The 17879-nt window shown below is 54.3% G+C and carries 13 protein-coding genes, 4 tRNA genes and 3 rRNA genes; 4 read left to right on the top strand and 16 right to left on the bottom strand.

The window, feature by feature from the left end; all coding sequences use genetic code 11:
• The 5 genes from BN3796_RS09435 to dnaQ all read right to left on the bottom strand — a co-directional run bounded on the left by BN3796_RS09435 (window position 1) and on the right by dnaQ (window position 4127).
• The gene (locus BN3796_RS09435) at window positions 1-1083 is read right to left on the bottom strand and encodes an ABC transporter ATP-binding protein (RefSeq protein ID WP_061708098.1); all 1083 of its coding nucleotides are present in this window, start codon (window positions 1081-1083) and stop codon (window positions 1-3) included.
• Window positions 1080-2093 (bottom strand): ABC transporter ATP-binding protein, encoded by a 1014-nt coding sequence (locus BN3796_RS09430; RefSeq protein WP_061708097.1) that lies wholly within the window; start codon window positions 2091-2093, stop codon window positions 1080-1082. Before BN3796_RS09430 ends, BN3796_RS09435 begins: the two co-directional genes overlap by 4 nt.
• Window positions 2090-2809, bottom strand: a complete 720-nt coding sequence (locus BN3796_RS09425; RefSeq protein ID WP_061708096.1) for a FadR/GntR family transcriptional regulator — start codon at window positions 2807-2809, stop codon at window positions 2090-2092. Before BN3796_RS09425 ends, BN3796_RS09430 begins: the two co-directional genes overlap by 4 nt.
• A 379-nt stretch (window positions 2810-3188) precedes the next feature.
• Window positions 3189-3265: transfer RNA gene (locus BN3796_RS09420), tRNA-Asp, on the bottom strand.
• Between the two features lie 130 nt (window positions 3266-3395).
• Window positions 3396-4127: a DNA polymerase III subunit epsilon gene (gene dnaQ / locus BN3796_RS09415; protein ID WP_073885165.1), complete on the bottom strand. Its 732-nt coding sequence runs from the start codon at window positions 4125-4127 to the stop codon at window positions 3396-3398.
• Between the two features lie 64 nt (window positions 4128-4191).
• On the opposite strand from dnaQ, the gene rnhA reads away from it, so the two are divergent.
• Window positions 4192-4659, top strand: a complete 468-nt coding sequence (gene rnhA / locus BN3796_RS09410; protein ID WP_061708094.1) for a ribonuclease HI — start codon at window positions 4192-4194, stop codon at window positions 4657-4659.
• Here the strand turns inward: rnhA and BN3796_RS09405 are convergent, their stop codons facing one another.
• Window positions 4660-5376 carry a class I SAM-dependent methyltransferase gene (locus BN3796_RS09405; RefSeq protein WP_061708093.1) on the bottom strand — a complete coding sequence of 239 codons (717 nt, stop codon included), beginning with the start codon at window positions 5374-5376 and terminating at the stop codon, window positions 4660-4662.
• 31 nt (window positions 5377-5407) lie between these two features.
• Between BN3796_RS09405 and gloB the strand changes: the two genes are divergently transcribed.
• Complete coding sequence (gloB, locus tag BN3796_RS09400; RefSeq protein WP_061708092.1) at window positions 5408-6163, top strand: hydroxyacylglutathione hydrolase; 756 nt, start codon at window positions 5408-5410, stop codon at window positions 6161-6163.
• A gap of 71 nt (window positions 6164-6234) precedes the next feature.
• Window positions 6235-7602 (top strand): murein transglycosylase D, encoded by a 1368-nt coding sequence (gene mltD / locus BN3796_RS09395; RefSeq protein ID WP_061708091.1) that lies wholly within the window; start codon window positions 6235-6237, stop codon window positions 7600-7602.
• 49 nt (window positions 7603-7651) lie between these two features.
• Here the strand turns inward: mltD and BN3796_RS09390 are convergent, their stop codons facing one another.
• Both BN3796_RS09390 and BN3796_RS09385 read right to left on the bottom strand, forming a co-directional pair.
• Window positions 7652-8422, bottom strand: coding sequence for a class I SAM-dependent methyltransferase (locus tag BN3796_RS09390; protein ID WP_061708090.1), 771 nt, complete (start codon window positions 8420-8422; stop codon window positions 7652-7654).
• 81 nt (window positions 8423-8503) lie between these two features.
• A complete protein-coding gene (locus BN3796_RS09385; protein ID WP_061708089.1) occupies window positions 8504-9304 on the bottom strand; it encodes an endonuclease/exonuclease/phosphatase family protein in 801 nt (266 codons plus the stop codon).
• A gap of 245 nt (window positions 9305-9549) precedes the next feature.
• Here BN3796_RS09385 and yafC point away from each other — a divergent pair, with 245 nt between their 5' ends.
• Complete coding sequence (gene yafC / locus BN3796_RS09380) at window positions 9550-10452, top strand: DNA-binding transcriptional regulator YafC (RefSeq protein WP_061708088.1); 903 nt, start codon at window positions 9550-9552, stop codon at window positions 10450-10452.
• 12 nt (window positions 10453-10464) lie between these two features.
• Here the strand turns inward: yafC and dkgB are convergent, their stop codons facing one another.
• From dkgB to gmhB, 8 genes are all read right to left on the bottom strand, one after another.
• Window positions 10465-11268, bottom strand: a complete 804-nt coding sequence (dkgB, locus tag BN3796_RS09375) for a 2,5-didehydrogluconate reductase DkgB (protein WP_061708087.1) — start codon at window positions 11266-11268, stop codon at window positions 10465-10467.
• A gap of 160 nt (window positions 11269-11428) precedes the next feature.
• Window positions 11429-11505 (bottom strand) — tRNA-Asp (locus BN3796_RS09370).
• Between the two features lie 55 nt (window positions 11506-11560).
• Window positions 11561-11676 (bottom strand): 5S ribosomal RNA (gene rrf, locus BN3796_RS09365).
• A gap of 189 nt (window positions 11677-11865) precedes the next feature.
• Window positions 11866-14768: ribosomal RNA gene (locus BN3796_RS09360) — 23S ribosomal RNA — on the bottom strand.
• A 174-nt stretch (window positions 14769-14942) separates the two neighbouring features.
• A tRNA-Ala gene (locus BN3796_RS09355) sits at window positions 14943-15018 on the bottom strand.
• 106 nt (window positions 15019-15124) lie between these two features.
• Window positions 15125-15201, bottom strand: a tRNA-Ile gene (locus tag BN3796_RS09350).
• A gap of 68 nt (window positions 15202-15269) precedes the next feature.
• Window positions 15270-16809: ribosomal RNA gene (locus BN3796_RS09345) — 16S ribosomal RNA — on the bottom strand.
• The 16S, 23S and 5S rRNA genes sit together here with 3 tRNA genes alongside, the layout of an rRNA operon.
• Window positions 16810-17186: 377 nt before the next feature.
• Window positions 17187-17747, bottom strand: a complete 561-nt coding sequence (gene gmhB / locus BN3796_RS09340) for a D-glycero-beta-D-manno-heptose 1,7-bisphosphate 7-phosphatase (protein ID WP_061708086.1) — start codon at window positions 17745-17747, stop codon at window positions 17187-17189.
• Between the last annotated feature and the right edge of the window lie 132 nt (window positions 17748-17879).

Genomic DNA, 17879 nt, shown 5'->3' with positions numbered 1-17879 from the left:
TCATGAGTTCCTTGCTGGAAAAGAGGAGTGGGATGCCGCGTGTTCAAACAGCGCGCGGCGGCGCAAAAAGGCGGCTGACGGCGGGGCAACCAGGATCGCGCTGCGATCGCGGTTGATCTCCTGCCAGCGGTGGCAGGCTACCTGGCGCCCGCCCTCGAGTACCTGATTAATCGGTTCCTGCTGACGGCACTGGTCGGTCGCAAAAGGGCAGCGGGTGTGAAAACGACAGCCCGACGGCGGATTAGCCGGATTGGGCAGATCCCCCTGCAGAAGCGGTATGGTGCGCGGTGTGCCCGGCTGCATCTGCGGCGCGGAGGCGATCAGCGCCTGGGTATAGGGATGCAGCGGCGCGTCGAAAATCTCATCGACGGTAGCCAGCTCGACAATCTGCCCGAGATACATCACCGCCACGCGGTCGCTCATGTGACGAATAACCGCCAGGCCGTGGGCAACAATGACCATTGTCAGGCCAAGCTGATACTTGAGGCTTTCCAGCAGGTTGACCACCTGCGCCTGTACCGAGACATCCAGCGCGGAGACCGGCTCATCCCCCAGCAGCAGCTTTGGACCGGAGGCCAGCGCACGGGCGATACCGATACGCTGGCGCTGGCCGCCAGAGAACTCATGCGGGTAGCGGTCTGCCCAGGCGGCGGGCAGACCGACGGTTTTCAGCAGCTCCGCCACGCGATAGTGACGATCCGCTTTATTCATCTTCTGGTGCAGCCACAGGGGCTCCCCTACAATCTGCTCCACCGTCATGCGCGGGTTAAGCGAGGCGAAGGGATCCTGGAAGATAATTTGCAGCTCACGCCGCAGCTGATTGAGCCGCGCCCCCTCAGCGCGGGTAATCTCTTCCCCCTGATAAAAGATGCGCCCTTCGCTGGCGGCCAGCAGGCGCAACAGCAGGCGTCCGAGTGTCGACTTACCGGAGCCGGACTCGCCAACGATCGCCAGCGTTTCCCCCGGCAGGACCGATAGCGAAACGCGATCGACCGCGGTAACAAAGCGGGCGGGAGCAAAGAGTTTTTTCGGGCCGGGGAAGCGTTTGCTGAGATCGTGGGCTTCCAGTATCGGTTGAGTCATGCGATTTCTCCCAGCGCAATGTGGTGTTCGAGAGGCACGCGGAAACAGGCGACCTGATGACCGGCGCCCAGGGTGTCGAGGGGCGGTTTTTCTTCGTGGCAGCGCGTCTGCGCAAACGGGCAGCGCGTGGCAAAGCGACAGCCTTTCGGCATGGATTCCGCCAGCGGCACCGCGCCGGGAATGGTGGAGAGCTGGCCCTTGCGCGCGCCTGGCGAAGGGATCGACCCCATCAGGCCGATGGTGTAAGGGTGCTGAGGATCGGCAAAAATCGCCTCCACGCTCCCCTGCTCCACCACCTGCCCGGCATACATGACCGCCACCTGCTGCGCCACCTCCGCCACCACGCCCAAATCATGGGTGATCATCAGCACGGCGGTGCCGGTCTCCTCTTTCAGGGTATTGAGCAGCGCCAGGATTTGCGCCTGAATGGTGACATCCAGCGCGGTGGTCGGCTCATCGGCAATCAGCAGCCGGGGATGGTTAATTAAGGCCATAGCAATCATGACGCGCTGGCGCATCCCGCCGGAGAGCTGGTGCGGGTAGGCTTTAAGGCGCATTTCTGCCGCAGGGATCTGCACCTTCTCCAGGATTTGCAACGCCACCGCCATCGCCTGCGTACGTGGCATTTTCTGATGGCGCATCACCGCCTCGCTAAGCTGATCGCCAAGCGTAAAGGCCGGGTTGAGAGAGGTCATCGGCTCCTGAAAAATCATCGCCATTTCGCTGCCGCGCAGATCGGCATATTCCCGCGGGGCGAGCTTGCGCAGATCGTGGCGGCGGAACTGCATCTCCCCGCTGACAATCTGTGCGCTGGCGGGCAGCAGCCCCATCAGCGCCAGGGAGGTGATGCTTTTGCCGCAGCCAGATTCACCCACCAGCGCCAGCGTTTCTCCCGCTTTCAGCGTGAGGGAGATACCGTCGAGCACGCTCACCGGCGAGCCGGCGAATTTCACATTAAGATTGCGCAGGCGAAGCACCGGCGCCGCCTCCTTAAAAGGGATCGTCGTCATAGCAGGGGATCGTCCTCAAGGTTGGTGGCCTGGATCAGGGCGGTTTGCAGGCTGAGCAGGTGCTCGCGCATGGCGGCGGCTGCTTCATTGGGCTGGCGATGAATAATCGCCGTCATGATTTTGTGGTGGTGGTCGTTATAGCTATCGACGCGCGCCGGCGTGCGGGCCAGATCGCGCAGGTGTTGCCAGGCGGGATCGCGGCGGACGGCATCGACCGCGTCAAAAAGTCCCAGCAGCAGCCGGTTATCCGCCGCTTCGGCAATAGCGCGATGGAAGGCGCTATCCCACAGCTCGTTCAGATCCCGGTCGTCCGGGCTGACGCTGTCGATCCGGTCCAGCATACGCTGCATCAGCGCGAGGTTTTCCCTGGTGGCGCGCAGCGCCGCAAGGCGGGCCAGGCCGGGTTCAATTTGCAGGCGGGCTTCCATGACCTCCAGCAGGTTGGTCTGCTGGAGGAGGCCCTGAAGCGCCAGCGGCTCAACCGGAGCAGCAGGACCGATATAGGTCCCTTTGCCCTGCTTACGCCAGATGCGCCCCTCCTCTTCCAGCACGTCCAGCGCGCGACGGATTTCACGCCGCCCAACGCCCAGCGTTTCCGACAGCTCACGTTCAGTGGGCAGCGGGCTCCCTGGTCTGGACTCATGCTGCGCGATCAGACCGCGTAATTGCTCCAGCGCGGAACTGGAATTTGCCAGAAACCGTGACGGTTTTTCCATATTGGTTCGCCTGCTTTCATCATTGCTTTATTTTTATTAACAATAAGTTATTGATATAGATAGATACTTATTGTTCGTATAGCTAAGCAATTAGCGAACCAATATGAATTGGTTCAGGAATATTCTGGAATTTTTATGGATAAATGTTTGATAAACGAGACGATATTTTTTACAGGAGGATAATTTTGTGGGAGGGGCGGAAAGCGACGCCGAATAACAATTGCACAAAAATAGTGCAGAGGATGCACCATAAATGATCAGTTGTTAATTAATTGCACCACTTACATTAAATTTATGTTAATAAAATAAAAAGGAAGGAAAGGCAAGCCGCTAAAACGACGAAGGCCTGAATCATTGCTGATTCAGGCCTTCTGAATAGTGGCGGAACGGACGGGACTCGAACCCGCGACCCCCTGCGTGACAGGCAGGTATTCTAACCGACTGAACTACCGCTCCGCTGTGTTCCCGTGGGAACGAGGCGAATATTACGTTCTGCCTCCCACCCCGTCAACGCTTTTTCTCATCTTTTTAATCGTTTGCTGCAAAATTCACCCACATGGCGATTTAAAGCGCATTAAAGGCGCCGTTACGCCCGCCAGAGGCAGCTCCCGCCTTTTTTCTGAACTAAATCGAGGCGCGATTCGTGGTCCATCAGCTCCTCATCGCTGGCTAAAATAACGCGTAACCGGCTGGCCTGACGGACAAGGCGCTGAATCCCGGTCCCGCCCTGGTTTTGCTGGGATTCATTCTCCATACTGAAGGCCATGGAGGTCTGACCGCCGGTCATCGCCAGATAGACATCCGCCAGGATCTGGGCATCGAGCAACGCGCCGTGCAGCGTACGTTTGGTGTTATCGATCTCGTAGCGTGAACAGAGCGCGTCCAGACTGTTGCGCTTGCCGGGGAACATTTTTCTCGCCAGCGCCAGGCTGTCGGTCACCTTACAGAACGTATCCGTTTTAGGAATACCGCGGTTGAGCTTGCTGAACTCATAATCCATAAAGCCGATATCAAACGACGCGTTATGGATCACCAGCTCCGCGCCGCGGATATAGTCCATAAACTCGTCGGCGACATCCGCGAAGGTCGGTTTATCCAGCAGGAACTCGTCGGCGATACCGTGAACGCCAAACGCTTCCGGGTCCACCAGCCGATCGGGTTTGAGATAGACGTGAAAGTTATTGCCGGTCAGTCGACGGTTGATCACCTCGACGGCGCCGATCTCAATGATCTTATGCCCTTCGTAGTGCGCGCCGATCTGGTTCATACCGGTGGTTTCAGTATCGAGAACGATCTGTCGTGTAATTGCAGTGCTCATAGCGGTCATTTATGTCAGACTTGTCGTTTTACCGATCGTTTAAATTACAGGAAGTCTACCAGAGATGCGTAAACAGGTAGAAATTTTCACCGATGGATCTTGCCTCGGTAATCCAGGCCCCGGCGGTTATGGCGCGATTATGCGCTATCGCCAGCATGAAAAGACCTTTAGCGAAGGCTACCGGCTGACCACTAACAACCGCATGGAGCTGATGGCGGCCATCGTCGCGCTGGAGGCTTTAAAAGAGCATTGCGACGTAACCCTGAGCACCGACAGCCAGTACGTGCGCCAGGGGATCACCCAGTGGATCCATAACTGGAAAAAACGCGGCTGGAAAACCGCCGAGAAAAAGCCGGTAAAAAATGTCGATCTCTGGCAACGGCTGGATGCGGCGCTGGGCCAGCACGCCATCAAGTGGGAATGGGTAAAGGGACATGCCGGCCATCCCGAAAACGAACGCTGTGACGAACTGGCGCGCGCCGCGGCGCTCAATCCGGTGCATGAGGATACGGGCTATCAGTCGGAGAGCTGACTAGCGCTTGCGGTACTGCCGCGTCGCCCCCACCGCCGGGCGAAGCTGCCTTTTCGCTTTACTTTGTTTCATCGGCGTCAGCGTGAGCGGGATGGTTCGTTTGCGCGCCACAATAAGCTGCATGCAGCCCAGCGCAGGAAAATGGGTGGATAACATTTTACCGCCCTGTCGTGCCCAGGGCAGCACCTGAAAACCGCTGCAGTAGAGCACTTCAAAATTGAGTAGCGAAAGCCAGTCAAGCTGGCGGGTCAGCGTGAACATGCGGCTGTTATAGGGTATCGAGCGGCGCAGCACCGGCACCAGCTTGCGCAGCCCCATCAGACTGAGCGGATTGAAACCGCTCAGCACCAGCCAGCCGTCATCTATGAGCACCCGGTCGGCTTCGCGCAGCAGGCGGTGCGGATCCGGGCACCAGGGCAGCGTATGCGCCAGCAGGCAAGCGTCGACGGACTTTTCAGCAAAGGGCAAATGCAGTGGATCGGCCGTCACCTGCACCGGCAGGCCAGCCAGCGACACATTTACCTGATGAGAAATGGCGCAACTCTCTGAGTTGATTTCCGCGCTCAGATTGCCAATCTTAAGCAGGTGAAAACCATACATTTTGGCAAGCCAGGGTTTGAGCTGTAGCTCAAGCGCTTCACGGTAATATTCGCCCCAGGGCATATCGGCCCAACGAACGGGCGGTGTAATAGTGTGAGGTATCCTTGCCGGTTTCATCCAGGCCCCGCTTCGCTATGAGAGGTGATTTATGAATCTTATCAGTATTCCCGCATTTCAGGACAATTACATCTGGGTTTTAGCCGATGATGACCAACGCTGTGTAATCGTCGATCCCGGCGAGGCGGGGCCTGTTTTACAGGCAATAGAGGAGAATGGCTGGACGCCTGTGGCGATTCTCCTGACTCATCATCATCATGACCATGTGGGCGGCGTCCCGGCCCTGCGGGCGCGCTATCCCCATCTTGATGTCTACGGGCCTGAGGAGACGCGGGATAAGGGAACCACGCGCGTAGTTCAGGAAGGTGAAACTGTCCTCATTCATGAGTGGGAATTTTCGCTGTTTGCTACGCCAGGTCACACTTCCGGACATTTGTCTTACTACAGCAAACCTTATCTTTTCTGCGGGGACACGCTCTTTTCCGGCGGCTGCGGCAGGCTCTTTGAAGGGACGCCAGCCCAGATGTATCACTCTTTTCAGAAGATTAATGCCCTGCCGGACGACACTATTCTTTGCTGCGCTCACGAGTACACATTAGCGAACATGAAGTTTGCCATGAGCATACTTCCGCACGATTTATCAATAAAAGATTATTACCACAAAGTGAAGGAGTTACGCGCAAAAAACCAAATGACACTACCCGTAATTCTGAAAAATGAACGTAAAATAAATCTTTTTTTAAGAACGAATGATATTGATTTAATTAAAAAAATAAACGAAGAAACATTTATGCAACACCCTGAGGAGCGATTTGCATGGTTAAGGTCAAAGAAAGATAACTTCTGACAATTGCGGGTTGCCTTTTCAAAAATTCGCCGTTATCATCGCTCGTCTTTTAAGCAACTATTGACACACACATGAAGGCAAAAGCGATATTACTCGCCTCTGTCCTGCTTGTTGGGTGCCAGGCGTCTCAGAACGGTGGCAATGTCCAACAGCACGCACAGAGCCTTTCTGCAGCTGGTCAAGGAGAAGCAGGGAAATTCACAAGTCAGGCGCGATGGATGGACGATGGAACATCGTTCGCGCAGGATCAGGACTTGTGGGCATCCATTGGCGACGAGCTAAAGATGGGTATTCCGGAAAACAGCCGGATACGCGAACAGAAACAGAAGTATTTACGCAATAAGAGCTATCTCCACGATGTAACTTTACGGGCAGAGCCGTATATGTACTGGATAGCCGGGCAGGTTAAGAAACGCAACATGCCCATGGAACTGGTACTACTACCCATAGTGGAGAGCGCTTTTGACCCACACGCGACGTCTGGCGCCAATGCCGCAGGCATCTGGCAGATCATACCGAGCACCGGGCGCAATTATGGTTTAAAACAGACTCGCAGCTACGATGCGCGTCGCGACGTTGTTGCGTCCACGACCGCCGCGCTGGATATGATGCAGCGTCTGAACAAGATGTTTGATGGTGACTGGCTGTTAACCGTTGCGGCGTACAACAGCGGCGAAGGTCGCGTACTAAAGGCAATTAAAGCGAATAAAGCCCGGGGGAAACCCACCGACTTTTGGTCGCTTTCACTGCCACAGGAAACGAAAGTTTACGTGCCAAAAATGCTGGCTCTGAGCGATATCCTCAAGAACAGCAAACGCTATGGCGTGGTTCTGCCGTCTACGGACGAAAGCCGCGCGCTGGCACGAGTGCGTCTGAGCAGCCCGGTAGATATGAAGCAGGTTGCTGATATGACCGGTATGTCGGTTAGCAAGCTGAAAACGTTTAACGCCGGCGTGAAAGGCTCTACACTTGGCGCAAACGGTCCACAATATGTTCTGGTGCCGCAGAAGCACGCTGAACAGCTGCGTGAATCGCTGGCGTCGGGTGAAATTGCCGCCGTGCAGTCAACGCTTATCGCGGATGTTTCCTCGGTCAGCAGCCAGAGCTATAAAGTGCGCTCAGGCGATACGCTGTCAGGCATTGCATCCCGTCTGGGCGTAAGCACAAGGGATTTAAAGCAGTGGAACGCCCTGCGCGGCTCAACGCTGAAGGTAGGACAGCAGCTGACGATTGGCGCTGGTAACAGCGCAATGCGTCTCGCACGTAACAGCGATAGCATTACCTATCGCGTACGCAAAGGGGATTCCCTGTCCAGTATCGCGAAAACCCATGGCGTCAACATTAAAGATGTCATGCGCTGGAATAACGATACCGACAACCTGCAGCCGGGAGATCAGCTGACGCTGTTTGTGAAAAACAGCACAACGCCAGACTCCTGATAGCGCCTGATGATGGAAAAAGGCACCGGATTCCCGGTGCCTTTTTTATTTATGCCGCTTTGTGCGCCTGCACCATGATGGTATCGCTGGTAAACGAGCCATCCTCCTGCAATTCAAAGTAAGCATTTACTTCTGCCGACGCGCTCTGCTGATAAAGCCTGATCGCTTTACTTAACGCCTCAGGCGTACGCATACGCGCAACCCATGAACTAAACTCCAGCGGCAGCCTGTCGGTGATGACGCTTTGTGCAATTAAGCCCGCCTCGGTCAGCATTGATAACCACTCCCCGCTGGAGTAGTTGCGCACGTGCGAGGTGTCGCGCAGCGCCTCCACCGTCTGTAACCAGATATCCCGTACCGGGTGTCCGGGAGACATGATATCCATAATGATGACCATACCGCCCGGCTTCAGCACCCGTTTCATCTCCCGCAGCGCCTGCCCGACATCGTGCCAGTGATGCGCTGAGTAGCGGCTGATCACCACATCAAAGCTGCTGTCCTCGAGGGTCAGCGCCTCTGCGTAGCCCTGGCGGGTGGTAATATTATGGAGTCCCTTTTCATTTGCCGCGCGGCTAACCACCTCCAGCATCTGGCTGGATAAATCCCAGGCGGTCACCTGGGCCACATGCTGCGCCGCCACAAAGCTGGCATGCCCTGCGCCGCAGCCTAAATCCAGCAGATGCGCCCGGGGGAAAGCCGCCAGCAAATCGCCAAGACGTGCCAGATCGCGACCGGAGGCGTGGACGGCGCTGCTGAGGTAAGCATTGGCCTGTGAGCCAAACTGTTTTTCTACGTGATCATGATGGGAATGCGTTGTCATGGTACTGTCCTTTGGTTGTTAGAAATAAAAGGGCAGCACCTCACCAGCTCAGGCCTGCCCCACGGCAGACCTGACTCACCATTATTTATCAGGTTTGCCGGGACTGAATTCAACAAGTAGCGGATTGTGATCGGAGGCGCGCGTCACCAGAACGGAAGCTTCATGTACGCTCAAACCACGATAAAAGACAAAATCAAGCGGGCGGCCAAATGCTTTCCGGCGCTGATCGTCGGTAAAGCGAACTTCACGCAGCGACATTTCGCGCGCAAAGCGATAAAGGGCATTCATCCGCGGGCGGCTCCAGGCATTAAAATCCCCGGCCATGATAATCGGCCCGCTGTGGTGAGCGATCTGATCGCCGATAGGCAGTAACTGCTTACTGTAAACATCGACGCCGAGACTAAAATTCACCGCATGTATATTAATGACCATCAACAGGCGTGTGTCCGGTAACGGATAGACCGTGACAAGGGCCGACTTCGCCAGCCGCAGGATCGGCTCGCGTTCGCGCAGTGGGCAGCAATAGACCGGATGCGCTGCAGAAAGGGTCATTACCCCTGAGGGGTGCTGGGGTAAAACAAAAGCGGGCACCTGATCGGCGGCGAGGTAATTGGTTGTGGCAAATCTCACCAGCTCAGGGGTGGTTTGCGCCTCCTGCAACAGCACCAGATGCGCATCTTTACCAAAGTTCTTCAGTACGGATAACCACTCGGCACGCTGCTGCTTAAAAATATTCCATACCAGAACGCGAATTTTTTCATCGCTGCTCAACGGCGCGCCAGCCGGTAAGGCCTGACCAATAGTCGCAAACGATCCCGGAGGCAAGATTCGCTCCGCGGGTTGTCCGGCGACATAGCGCATGGCATAGGTATTTTTTCGCACTTTAGATCAAACCTCTGCAACGTGAGCCCGATCAAATAACGAAGGGGTTCTACTGTTATAGGGATTTTAGCTCATACTTTCAACGCAATTACTTATAAAGCTCACTAATAACTTAGCTCACACCCGATCCCGGCCCGCGTTTCCACCAAAAAGGAGCGCAGGATGCAGGTGACAGAGTGTCGGCCGCAGTGTTTTAATAACAAAAAAAGAGAGAATAGCGACAGCGTTTTGCGCAAGGTGCAATAATGAAAGCGACGTCAGAAGAACTGACAATCTTTGTCGCCGTGGTGGAAAGCGGCAGTTTCAGCCGGGCGGCTGAGCAGCTTGGACAGGCCAATTCGGCGGTAAGCCGCTCGGTTAAAAAGCTGGAAATGAAGCTTGGCGTAAGCTTGCTTAATCGCACAACGCGTCAGCTAAGCCTGACGGAAGAAGGCGAACGTTACTTTCGCCGGGTACAATCCGTGCTTCAGGAGATGGCGGCCGCAGAGACGGAAATCATGGAGTCACGCAGCACTCCGCGTGGCCTGTTGCGTATCGATGCTGCCACGCCCGTAATGCTGCATTTTTTAATGCCGCTGGTAAAACCCTTTCGCGAACGCTATCCGGAGGTGACCTTATCCCTGGTTTCCTCTGAAACCTTCATTAACCTTATCGAGCGCAAAGTGGATGTGGCGATCCGTGCAGGGACTTTAACGGATTCTAGTCTGAGGGCGCGCCCGCTTTTTGCCAGCTACCGCAAGATTGTCGCCTCGCCAGACTATATCGCCCGACATGGCAGCCCCCAGACGGTGGCCGATCTCAGCCAGCATATATGCCTGGGCTTTACCGAGCCGGTTACTCTCAATACCTGGCCCCTCTCCTGCTGTGACGGGCAGCTATATGAGATAACCAGCGGGATATCATCTAATAGCGGGGAGACATTAAAGCAACTTTGCCTGAGCGGTAACGGTATCGCCTGCCTTTCCGATTATATGATCGATAAAGAGATTGCGAGCGGCGAACTGGTTGAACTGTTAAATGATGTACGTCTGCCGGTTGAAATGCCTTTCAGTGCGGTTTATTACAGCGATCGTGCAGTGAGCACCCGCATCCGCGCATTTATCGATTTTCTTAGCGAACATGTTAAACAGCCCCCGAAGGGGCTGTAACGGTACGAACGATCAGTCCCATTGCGGAGCCAGTCCCTCAGGGCTGACCAGACGATCGTTGCAATCAAGCGCGGCGATCGCTTTTTTGTCTTCATCATCTAGCCGTAATGCCTGGGCCTGCTGATTGCTCGCCAGGTTCTCGCGTTTCGTTGAGGAAGGAATAACGGCATACCCTTCCCCTATCGCCCACGCCAGGATAACCTGCGCTTCGGTAGCCTTATGTTTTGCGGCGATACGGGCAATGACTTCATCCTTCAGCGCCTTGCCATACGCCAGGGTCATATAGGAGGTGACAGAGATACCATGCTGCGTCGCCCATTCCACAACCTTGCGGTTTTGCAGATAAGGCGAAAGCTCGATCTGATTAGTTGCGATATTTTCTGCGCCTACAGCCGCGATCGCTTTTTCCATCAGCGGGATGGTGAAATTGGAGATCCCGATCTGGCGAGTCAGACCCTCTTTTTTAGCTTCCAGTAAGGCGTGCATATACTCTTCAACCGGCACGTCGTCGTTCGGGGATGGCCAGTGGATCAGAGTGAGGTCCACATAGTCGGTACGCAGTTTTTCCAGGCTCGCTTTGAGGCTTTGAATCAGCTTTTCTTTGCTGAGATTTTCAGTCCAGATCTTAGTGGTGATAAAAAGCTCGCTGCGTGGCACGCCACTTTCTGCGATGGCCTGGCCTATTTCCGCTTCGTTATCATAAATTTGGGCGGTATCAATCGCGCGGTAGCCGAGCTCCAGCGCGGTTTTTACGGATGCGATAACCACATCGCCTTTGAGGCGAAACGTGCCGAGACCAAATGCAGGGATTGTCATAATATCCTCTTTAATCAATATGTTTTCGAATTAAGAGGAGTATCGCTGCTGATGAACGAGGGATAAAGAGCGTTAAACGCAGAGGATTTTTGTTTGTAGAGCAATAATTAAATAGAGACAACAAAAAAGCCCTGAGCAGATGCTCAGGGCTCTTAATAAGTGGCGGAACGGACGGGACTCGAACCCGCGACCCCCTGCGTGACAGGCAGGTATTCTAACCGACTGAACTACCGCTCCACCGAATACTTCTTTTCACACCGGTTTAATGCCCCGGTTTACTGCTTAATTTGATGCCTGGCAGTTCCCTACTCTCGCATGGGGAGGCCCCACACTACCATCGGCGCTGCGGCGTTTCACTTCTGAGTTCGGCATGGGGTCAGGTGGGACCACCGTGCTAAAGCCGCCAGGCAAATTCTTGTCGCTCAGAACGAATCTTTTCCACTGATGCTGCGTTGGCTGCGCTCGTAAAGTCAGTCACATACTTCAGTATGCTCCTTCCTTTCCTTCACTGGCCGCCTTGCCTCAGTGCAAAATCCTTCGGACGTCTGAATCTAAGCTGAAAATCGGTCTCTCACGCCAAAACATCTTCGGCGTTGTAAGGTTAAGCCTCACGGTTCATTAGTACCGGTTAGCTCAACGCATCGCTGCGCTTACACACCCGGCCTATCAACGTCATCGTCTTTAACGTTCCTTCAGGAGACTCGAAGTCTCAGGGAAGACTCATCTCGGGGCAAGTTTCGTGCTTAGATGCTTTCAGCACTTATCTCTTCCGCATTTAGCTACCGGGCAGTGCCATTGGCATGACAACCCGAACACCAGTGATGCGTCCACTCCGGTCCTCTCGTACTAGGAGCAGCCCCCCTCAATCTTCCAGCGCCCACGGCAGATAGGGACCGAACTGTCTCACGACGTTCTAAACCCAGCTCGCGTACCACTTTAAATGGCGAACAGCCATACCCTTGGGACCTACTTCAGCCCCAGGATGTGATGAGCCGACATCGAGGTGCCAAACACCGCCGTCGATATGAACTCTTGGGCGGTATCAGCCTGTTATCCCCGGAGTACCTTTTATCCGTTGAGCGATGGCCCTTCCATTCAGAACCACCGGATCACTATGACCTGCTTTCGCACCTGCTCGCGCCGTCACGCTCGCAGTCAAGCCAGCTTATGCCATTGCACTAACCTCCTGATGTCCGACCAGGATTAGCTGACCTTCGTGCTCCTCCGTTACTCTTTGGGAGGAGACCGCCCCAGTCAAACTACCCACCAGACACTGTCCGCAACCCGGATTACGGGTCCACGTTAGAACACCAGCCATTAAAGGGTGGTATTTCAAGGACGGCTCCGCGCAGACTGGCGTCCACGCTTCAAAGCCTCCCACCTATCCTACACATCAAGGACCAGTGTTCAGTGTCAAGCTATAGTAAAGGTTCACGGGGTCTTTCCGTCTTGCCGCGGGTACACTGCATCTTCACAGCGAGTTCAATTTCACTGAGTCTCGGGTGGAGACAGCCTGGCCATCATTACGCCATTCGTGCAGGTCGGAACTTACCCGACAAGGAATTTCGCTACCTTAGGACCGTTATAGTTACGGCCGCCGTTTACCGGGGCTTCGATCAAGAGCTTCGCGTTGCCGCTGACCCCATCAATTAACCTTCCGGCACCGGGCAGGCGTCACACCGTATACGTCCACTTTCGTGTTTGCACAGTGCTGTGTTTTTAATAAACAGTTGCAGCCAGCTGGTATCTTCGACTGGTTTCAGCTCCACCCGCAGGGGCTTCACCTACACACCAGCGTGCCTTCTCCCGAAGTTACGGCACCATTTTGCCTAGTTCCTTCACCCGAGTTCTCTCAAGCGCCTTGGTATTCTCTACCTGACCACCTGTGTCGGTTTGGGGTACGATTTCGTGTTACCTGGAGCTTAGAGGCTTTTCCTGGAAGCAGGGCATTTATCACTTCAGCACCGTAGTGCCTCGTCATCACACCTCAGCCTTGATTTTCCGGATTTGCCTGGAAAACCAGCCTACATGCTTAAACCGGGACAACCGTCGCCCGGCTGACATAGCCTTCTCCGTCCCCCCTTCGCAGTAACACCAAGTACAGGAATATTAACCTGTTTCCCATCGACTACGCCTTTCGGCCTCGCCTTAGGGGTCGACTCACCCTGCCCCGATTAACGTTGGACAGGAACCCTTGGTCTTCCGGCGAGCGGGCTTTTCACCCGCTTTATCGTTACTTATGTCAGCATTCGCACTTCTGATACCTCCAGCATGCCTCACAGCACACCTTCACAGGCTTACAGAACGCTCCCCTACCCAACAACACATAGTGTCGCTGCCGCAGCTTCGGTGCATGGTTTAGCCCCGTTACATCTTCCGCGCAGGCCGACTCGACCAGTGAGCTATTACGCTTTCTTTAAATGATGGCTGCTTCTAAGCCAACATCCTGGCTGTCTGGGCCTTCCCACATCGTTTCCCACTTAACCATGACTTTGGGACCTTAGCTGGCGGTCTGGGTTGTTTCCCTCTTCACGACGGACGTTAGCACCCGCCGTGTGTCTCCCGTGATAACATTCTCCGGTATTCGCAGTTTGCATCGGGTTGGTAAGCCGGGATGGCCCCCTAGCCGAAACAGTGCTCTACCCCCGGAGATGAGTTCACGAGGCGCTACCTAAATAGCTTTCGGGGAGAACCAGCTATCTCCCGGTTTGATTGGCCTTTCACCCCCAGCCACAGGTCATCCGCTAATTTTTCAACATTAGTCGGTTCGGTCCTCCAGTTAGTGTTACCCAACCTTCAACCTGCCCATGGCTAGATCACCGGGTTTCGGGTCTATACCCTGCAACTTAACGCCCAGTTAAGACTCGGTTTCCCTGCGGCTCCCCTATACGGTTAACCTTGCTACAGAATATAAGTCGCTGACCCATTATACAAAAGGTACGCAGTCACACCCCGAAGGGTGCTCCCACTGCTTGTACGTACACGGTTTCAGGTTCTTTTTCACTCCCCTCGCCGGGGTTCTTTTCGCCTTTCCCTCACGGTACTGGTTCACTATCGGTCAGTCAGGAGTATTTAGCCTTGGAGGATGGTCCCCCCATATTCAGACAGGATACCACGTGTCCCGCCCTACTCATCGAGCTCACAGCACATGCATTTTCGTGTACGGGGCTGTCACCCTGTATCGCCGGCCTTTCCAGACCGTTCCACTAACACACATGCTGATTCAGGCTCTGGGCTGCTCCCCGTTCGCTCGCCGCTACTGGGGGAATCTCGGTTGATTTCTTTTCCTCGGGGTACTTAGATGTTTCAGTTCCCCCGGTTCGCCTCGTTAGCCTATGTATTCAGCTAACGATAGTGCAACGAATTGCACTGGGTTTCCCCATTCGGACATCAACGGGTCAAAGGTTCATATCACCTCGCCGTTGCTTTTCGCAGATTAGCACGTCCTTCATCGCCTCTGACTGCCAGGGCATCCACCGTGTACGCTTAGTCGCTTAACCTCACAACCCGAAGATGTTTCTTTCGATTCATCATCGTGATTGCGAAAATTTGAGAGACTCGAACACACTTTCGTGTGTCGTTTCAATTTTCAGCTTGATCCAGATTTTTAAAGAGCAAAACTTCGCAGTACACTTCACAGTGCACTCTGAAGGTTTTCATAAAACGGGCAGTGATGGTGGAGCTATGCGGGATCGAACCGCAGACCTCCTGCGTGCAAAGCAGGCGCTCTCCCAGCTGAGCTATAGCCCCATCGTAGTTAACCTCGTTACCCGTAATTTCTGTTGAGGCAAGGCGTGGTGACAAGAAGCATACATCAGTATGTGAGTGTCGCCGCAACGCAGCATCAGCAGAAATTTGGTAGGCCTGAGTGGACTTGAACCACCGACCTCACCCTTATCAGGGGTGCGCTCTAACCACCTGAGCTACAAGCCTGTAGAGGTTTTACTGCTCGTTTTTCATCAGACAATCTGTGTGAGCACTGCAGGGCAGGTTCTTTAAGGTAAGGAGGTGATCCAACCGCAGGTTCCCCTACGGTTACCTTGTTACGACTTCACCCCAGTCATGAATCACAAAGTGGTAAGCGCCCTCCCGAAGGTTAAGCTACCTACTTCTTTTGCAACCCACTCCCATGGTGTGACGGGCGGTGTGTACAAGGCCCGGGAACGTATTCACCGTTGCATTCTGATCCACGATTACTAGCGATTCCGACTTCATGGAGTCGAGTTGCAGACTCCAATCCGGACTACGACGCACTTTATGAGGTCCGCTTGCCCTCGCGGGGTCGCTTCTCTTTGTATGCGCCATTGTAGCACGTGTGTAGCCCTGGTCGTAAGGGCCATGATGACTTGACGTCATCCCCACCTTCCTCCAGTTTATCACTGGCAGTCTCCTTTGAGTTCCCGGCCTAACCGCTGGCAACAAAGGATAAGGGTTGCGCTCGTTGCGGGACTTAACCCAACATTTCACAACACGAGCTGACGACAGCCATGCAGCACCTGTCTCACAGTTCCCGAAGGCACCAAGGCATCTCTGCCAAGTTCTGTGGATGTCAAGACCAGGTAAGGTTCTTCGCGTTGCATCGAATTAAACCACATGCTCCACCGCTTGTGCGGGCCCCCGTCAATTCATTTGAGTTTTAACCTTGCGGCCGTACTCCCCAGGCGGTCGACTTAACGCGTTAGCTCCGGAAGCCACGCCTCAAGGGCACAACCTCCAAGTCGACATCGTTTACGGCGTGGACTACCAGGGTATCTAATCCTGTTTGCTCCCCACGCTTTCGCACCTGAGCGTCAGTCTTTGTCCAGGGGGCCGCCTTCGCCACCGGTATTCCTCCAGATCTCTACGCATTTCACCGCTACACCTGGAATTCTACCCCCCTCTACAAGACTCAAGCCTGCCAGTTTCGGATGCAGTTCCCAGGTTGAGCCCGGGGATTTCACATCCGACTTGACAGACCGCCTGCGTGCGCTTTACGCCCAGTAATTCCGATTAACGCTTGCACCCTCCGTATTACCGCGGCTGCTGGCACGGAGTTAGCCGGTGCTTCTTCTGCGGGTAACGTCAATCGCTGCGGTTATTAACCACAGCGCCTTCCTCCCCGCTGAAAGTACTTTACAACCCGAAGGCCTTCTTCATACACGCGGCATGGCTGCATCAGGCTTGCGCCCATTGTGCAATATTCCCCACTGCTGCCTCCCGTAGGAGTCTGGACCGTGTCTCAGTTCCAGTGTGGCTGGTCATCCTCTCAGACCAGCTAGGGATCGTCGCCTAGGTGAGCCGTTACCCCACCTACTAGCTAATCCCATCTGGGCACATCTGATGGCAAGAGGCCCGAAGGTCCCCCTCTTTGGTCTTGCGACGTTATGCGGTATTAGCTACCGTTTCCAGTAGTTATCCCCCTCCATCAGGCAGTTTCCCAGACATTACTCACCCGTCCGCCACTCGTCACCCGAGAGCAAGCTCTCTGTGCTACCGTTCGACTTGCATGTGTTAGGCCTGCCGCCAGCGTTCAATCTGAGCCATGATCAAACTCTTCAATTTAAAAGTTTGATGCTCAAAGAATTAAACTTCGTAATGAATTACGTGTTCACTCAATGAGACTTGGTATTCATTTTTCGTCTTTCGACGTTAAGAATCCATGTCACCTGAGTGCCCACACAGATTGTCTGATAAATTGTTAAAGAGCAGGTGCGACGCGGCTTTCAGCTCACCGTCGCGAGGTGGCGTATATTACGCCTTCCTCTTTCAGAGTCAACCCTGTTTTTCAGGATTTTTTCTCTTCAACCAACCGGCTGTTTGTGAAGTGATTCACATCCGCCGTGTCGATGGAGGCGCATTATAGGGAGCTGCCGCAGAATGACAAGTGGAAAAATGCATTTTTATTTCAACCGCTCACATTTTCGCCGCAATGCCTGTTTTTACTGCGTTTTGAGCTTCTGAGGCAGCTCCGCCAGGCTATTAATCACCCAATCCGCCGCGTTTTCCGCTTCCGGGGTGAGTGGTTTGCCGGTACGTACTAATACTTTAGTCCCTACACCTGCCGCAGCGGCGGCCTGCATATCTTCCAGCTTATCGCCAACCATATAAGAAGCGGCCATATCAATGTGCAAAAATTCTTTGGCGGAGATCAGCATACCCGGATGCGGTTTACGGCAGTCGCAGGTCTGGCGATACTCCTCTACGACACCCTGTGGGTGATGAGGACAATAATAGATACCGTCTAAATCAACATCGCGATCGGCAAGCGACCAGTCCATCCACTCCGTTAGCGTTTCAAACTGCGCTTCAGTGAACTTGCCGCGAGCAATACCAGACTGATTAGTCACCACCACCAGCGCGTAGCCCATCTTCTTAAGTTCACGCATGGCGTCAATCACGTCATCAATAAATTCAAATTCGTCAATCTCATGTACATAGCCATGGTCAACATTTATCGTGCCGTCACGATCGAGAAAAATAGCGGGTACTGATTTTGCCACCGGGTTACTCCTGAAAAAGGCTTTTCCCGCTAGTATCTCATGAATCGCTGCGCAAGAAAGTGCTCATCGTGCAGAGTTGAATTGATTTAGACGTCTGGATGCCTTAACATCCGTTTTGTTTACGGCAAACGT

Source organism: Pseudenterobacter timonensis (assembly GCF_900021175.1).
GTDB lineage: Bacteria > Pseudomonadota > Gammaproteobacteria > Enterobacterales > Enterobacteriaceae > Enterobacter > Enterobacter timonensis.
Note: the sequence above shows the minus strand (reverse complement) of the source record. Positions and strands in the feature narration are given on the sequence as shown.

Bases quoted from the DNA above. Each gene is read 5' to 3' on its own strand.
- BN3796_RS09435 (WP_061708098.1), bottom strand. From the start codon at position 1,083: ATGACTCAACCGATACTGGAAGCCCACGATCTCAGCAAACGCTTCCCC.
- BN3796_RS09430 (WP_061708097.1), bottom strand. From the start codon at position 2,093: ATGACGACGATCCCTTTTAAGGAGGCGGCGCCGGTGCTTCGCCTGCGC.
- BN3796_RS09425 (WP_061708096.1), bottom strand. From the start codon at position 2,809: ATGGAAAAACCGTCACGGTTTCTGGCAAATTCCAGTTCCGCGCTGGAG.
- dnaQ (WP_073885165.1), bottom strand. From the start codon at position 4,127: ATGAGCACTGCAATTACACGACAGATCGTTCTCGATACTGAAACCACC.
- rnhA (WP_061708094.1), top strand. From the start codon at position 4,192: ATGCGTAAACAGGTAGAAATTTTCACCGATGGATCTTGCCTCGGTAAT.
- BN3796_RS09405 (WP_061708093.1), bottom strand. From the start codon at position 5,376: ATGAAACCGGCAAGGATACCTCACACTATTACACCGCCCGTTCGTTGG.
- gloB (WP_061708092.1), top strand. From the start codon at position 5,408: ATGAATCTTATCAGTATTCCCGCATTTCAGGACAATTACATCTGGGTT.
- mltD (WP_061708091.1), top strand. From the start codon at position 6,235: ATGAAGGCAAAAGCGATATTACTCGCCTCTGTCCTGCTTGTTGGGTGC.
- BN3796_RS09390 (WP_061708090.1), bottom strand. From the start codon at position 8,422: ATGACAACGCATTCCCATCATGATCACGTAGAAAAACAGTTTGGCTCA.
- yafC (WP_061708088.1), top strand. From the start codon at position 9,550: ATGAAAGCGACGTCAGAAGAACTGACAATCTTTGTCGCCGTGGTGGAA.
- dkgB (WP_061708087.1), bottom strand. From the start codon at position 11,268: ATGACAATCCCTGCATTTGGTCTCGGCACGTTTCGCCTCAAAGGCGAT.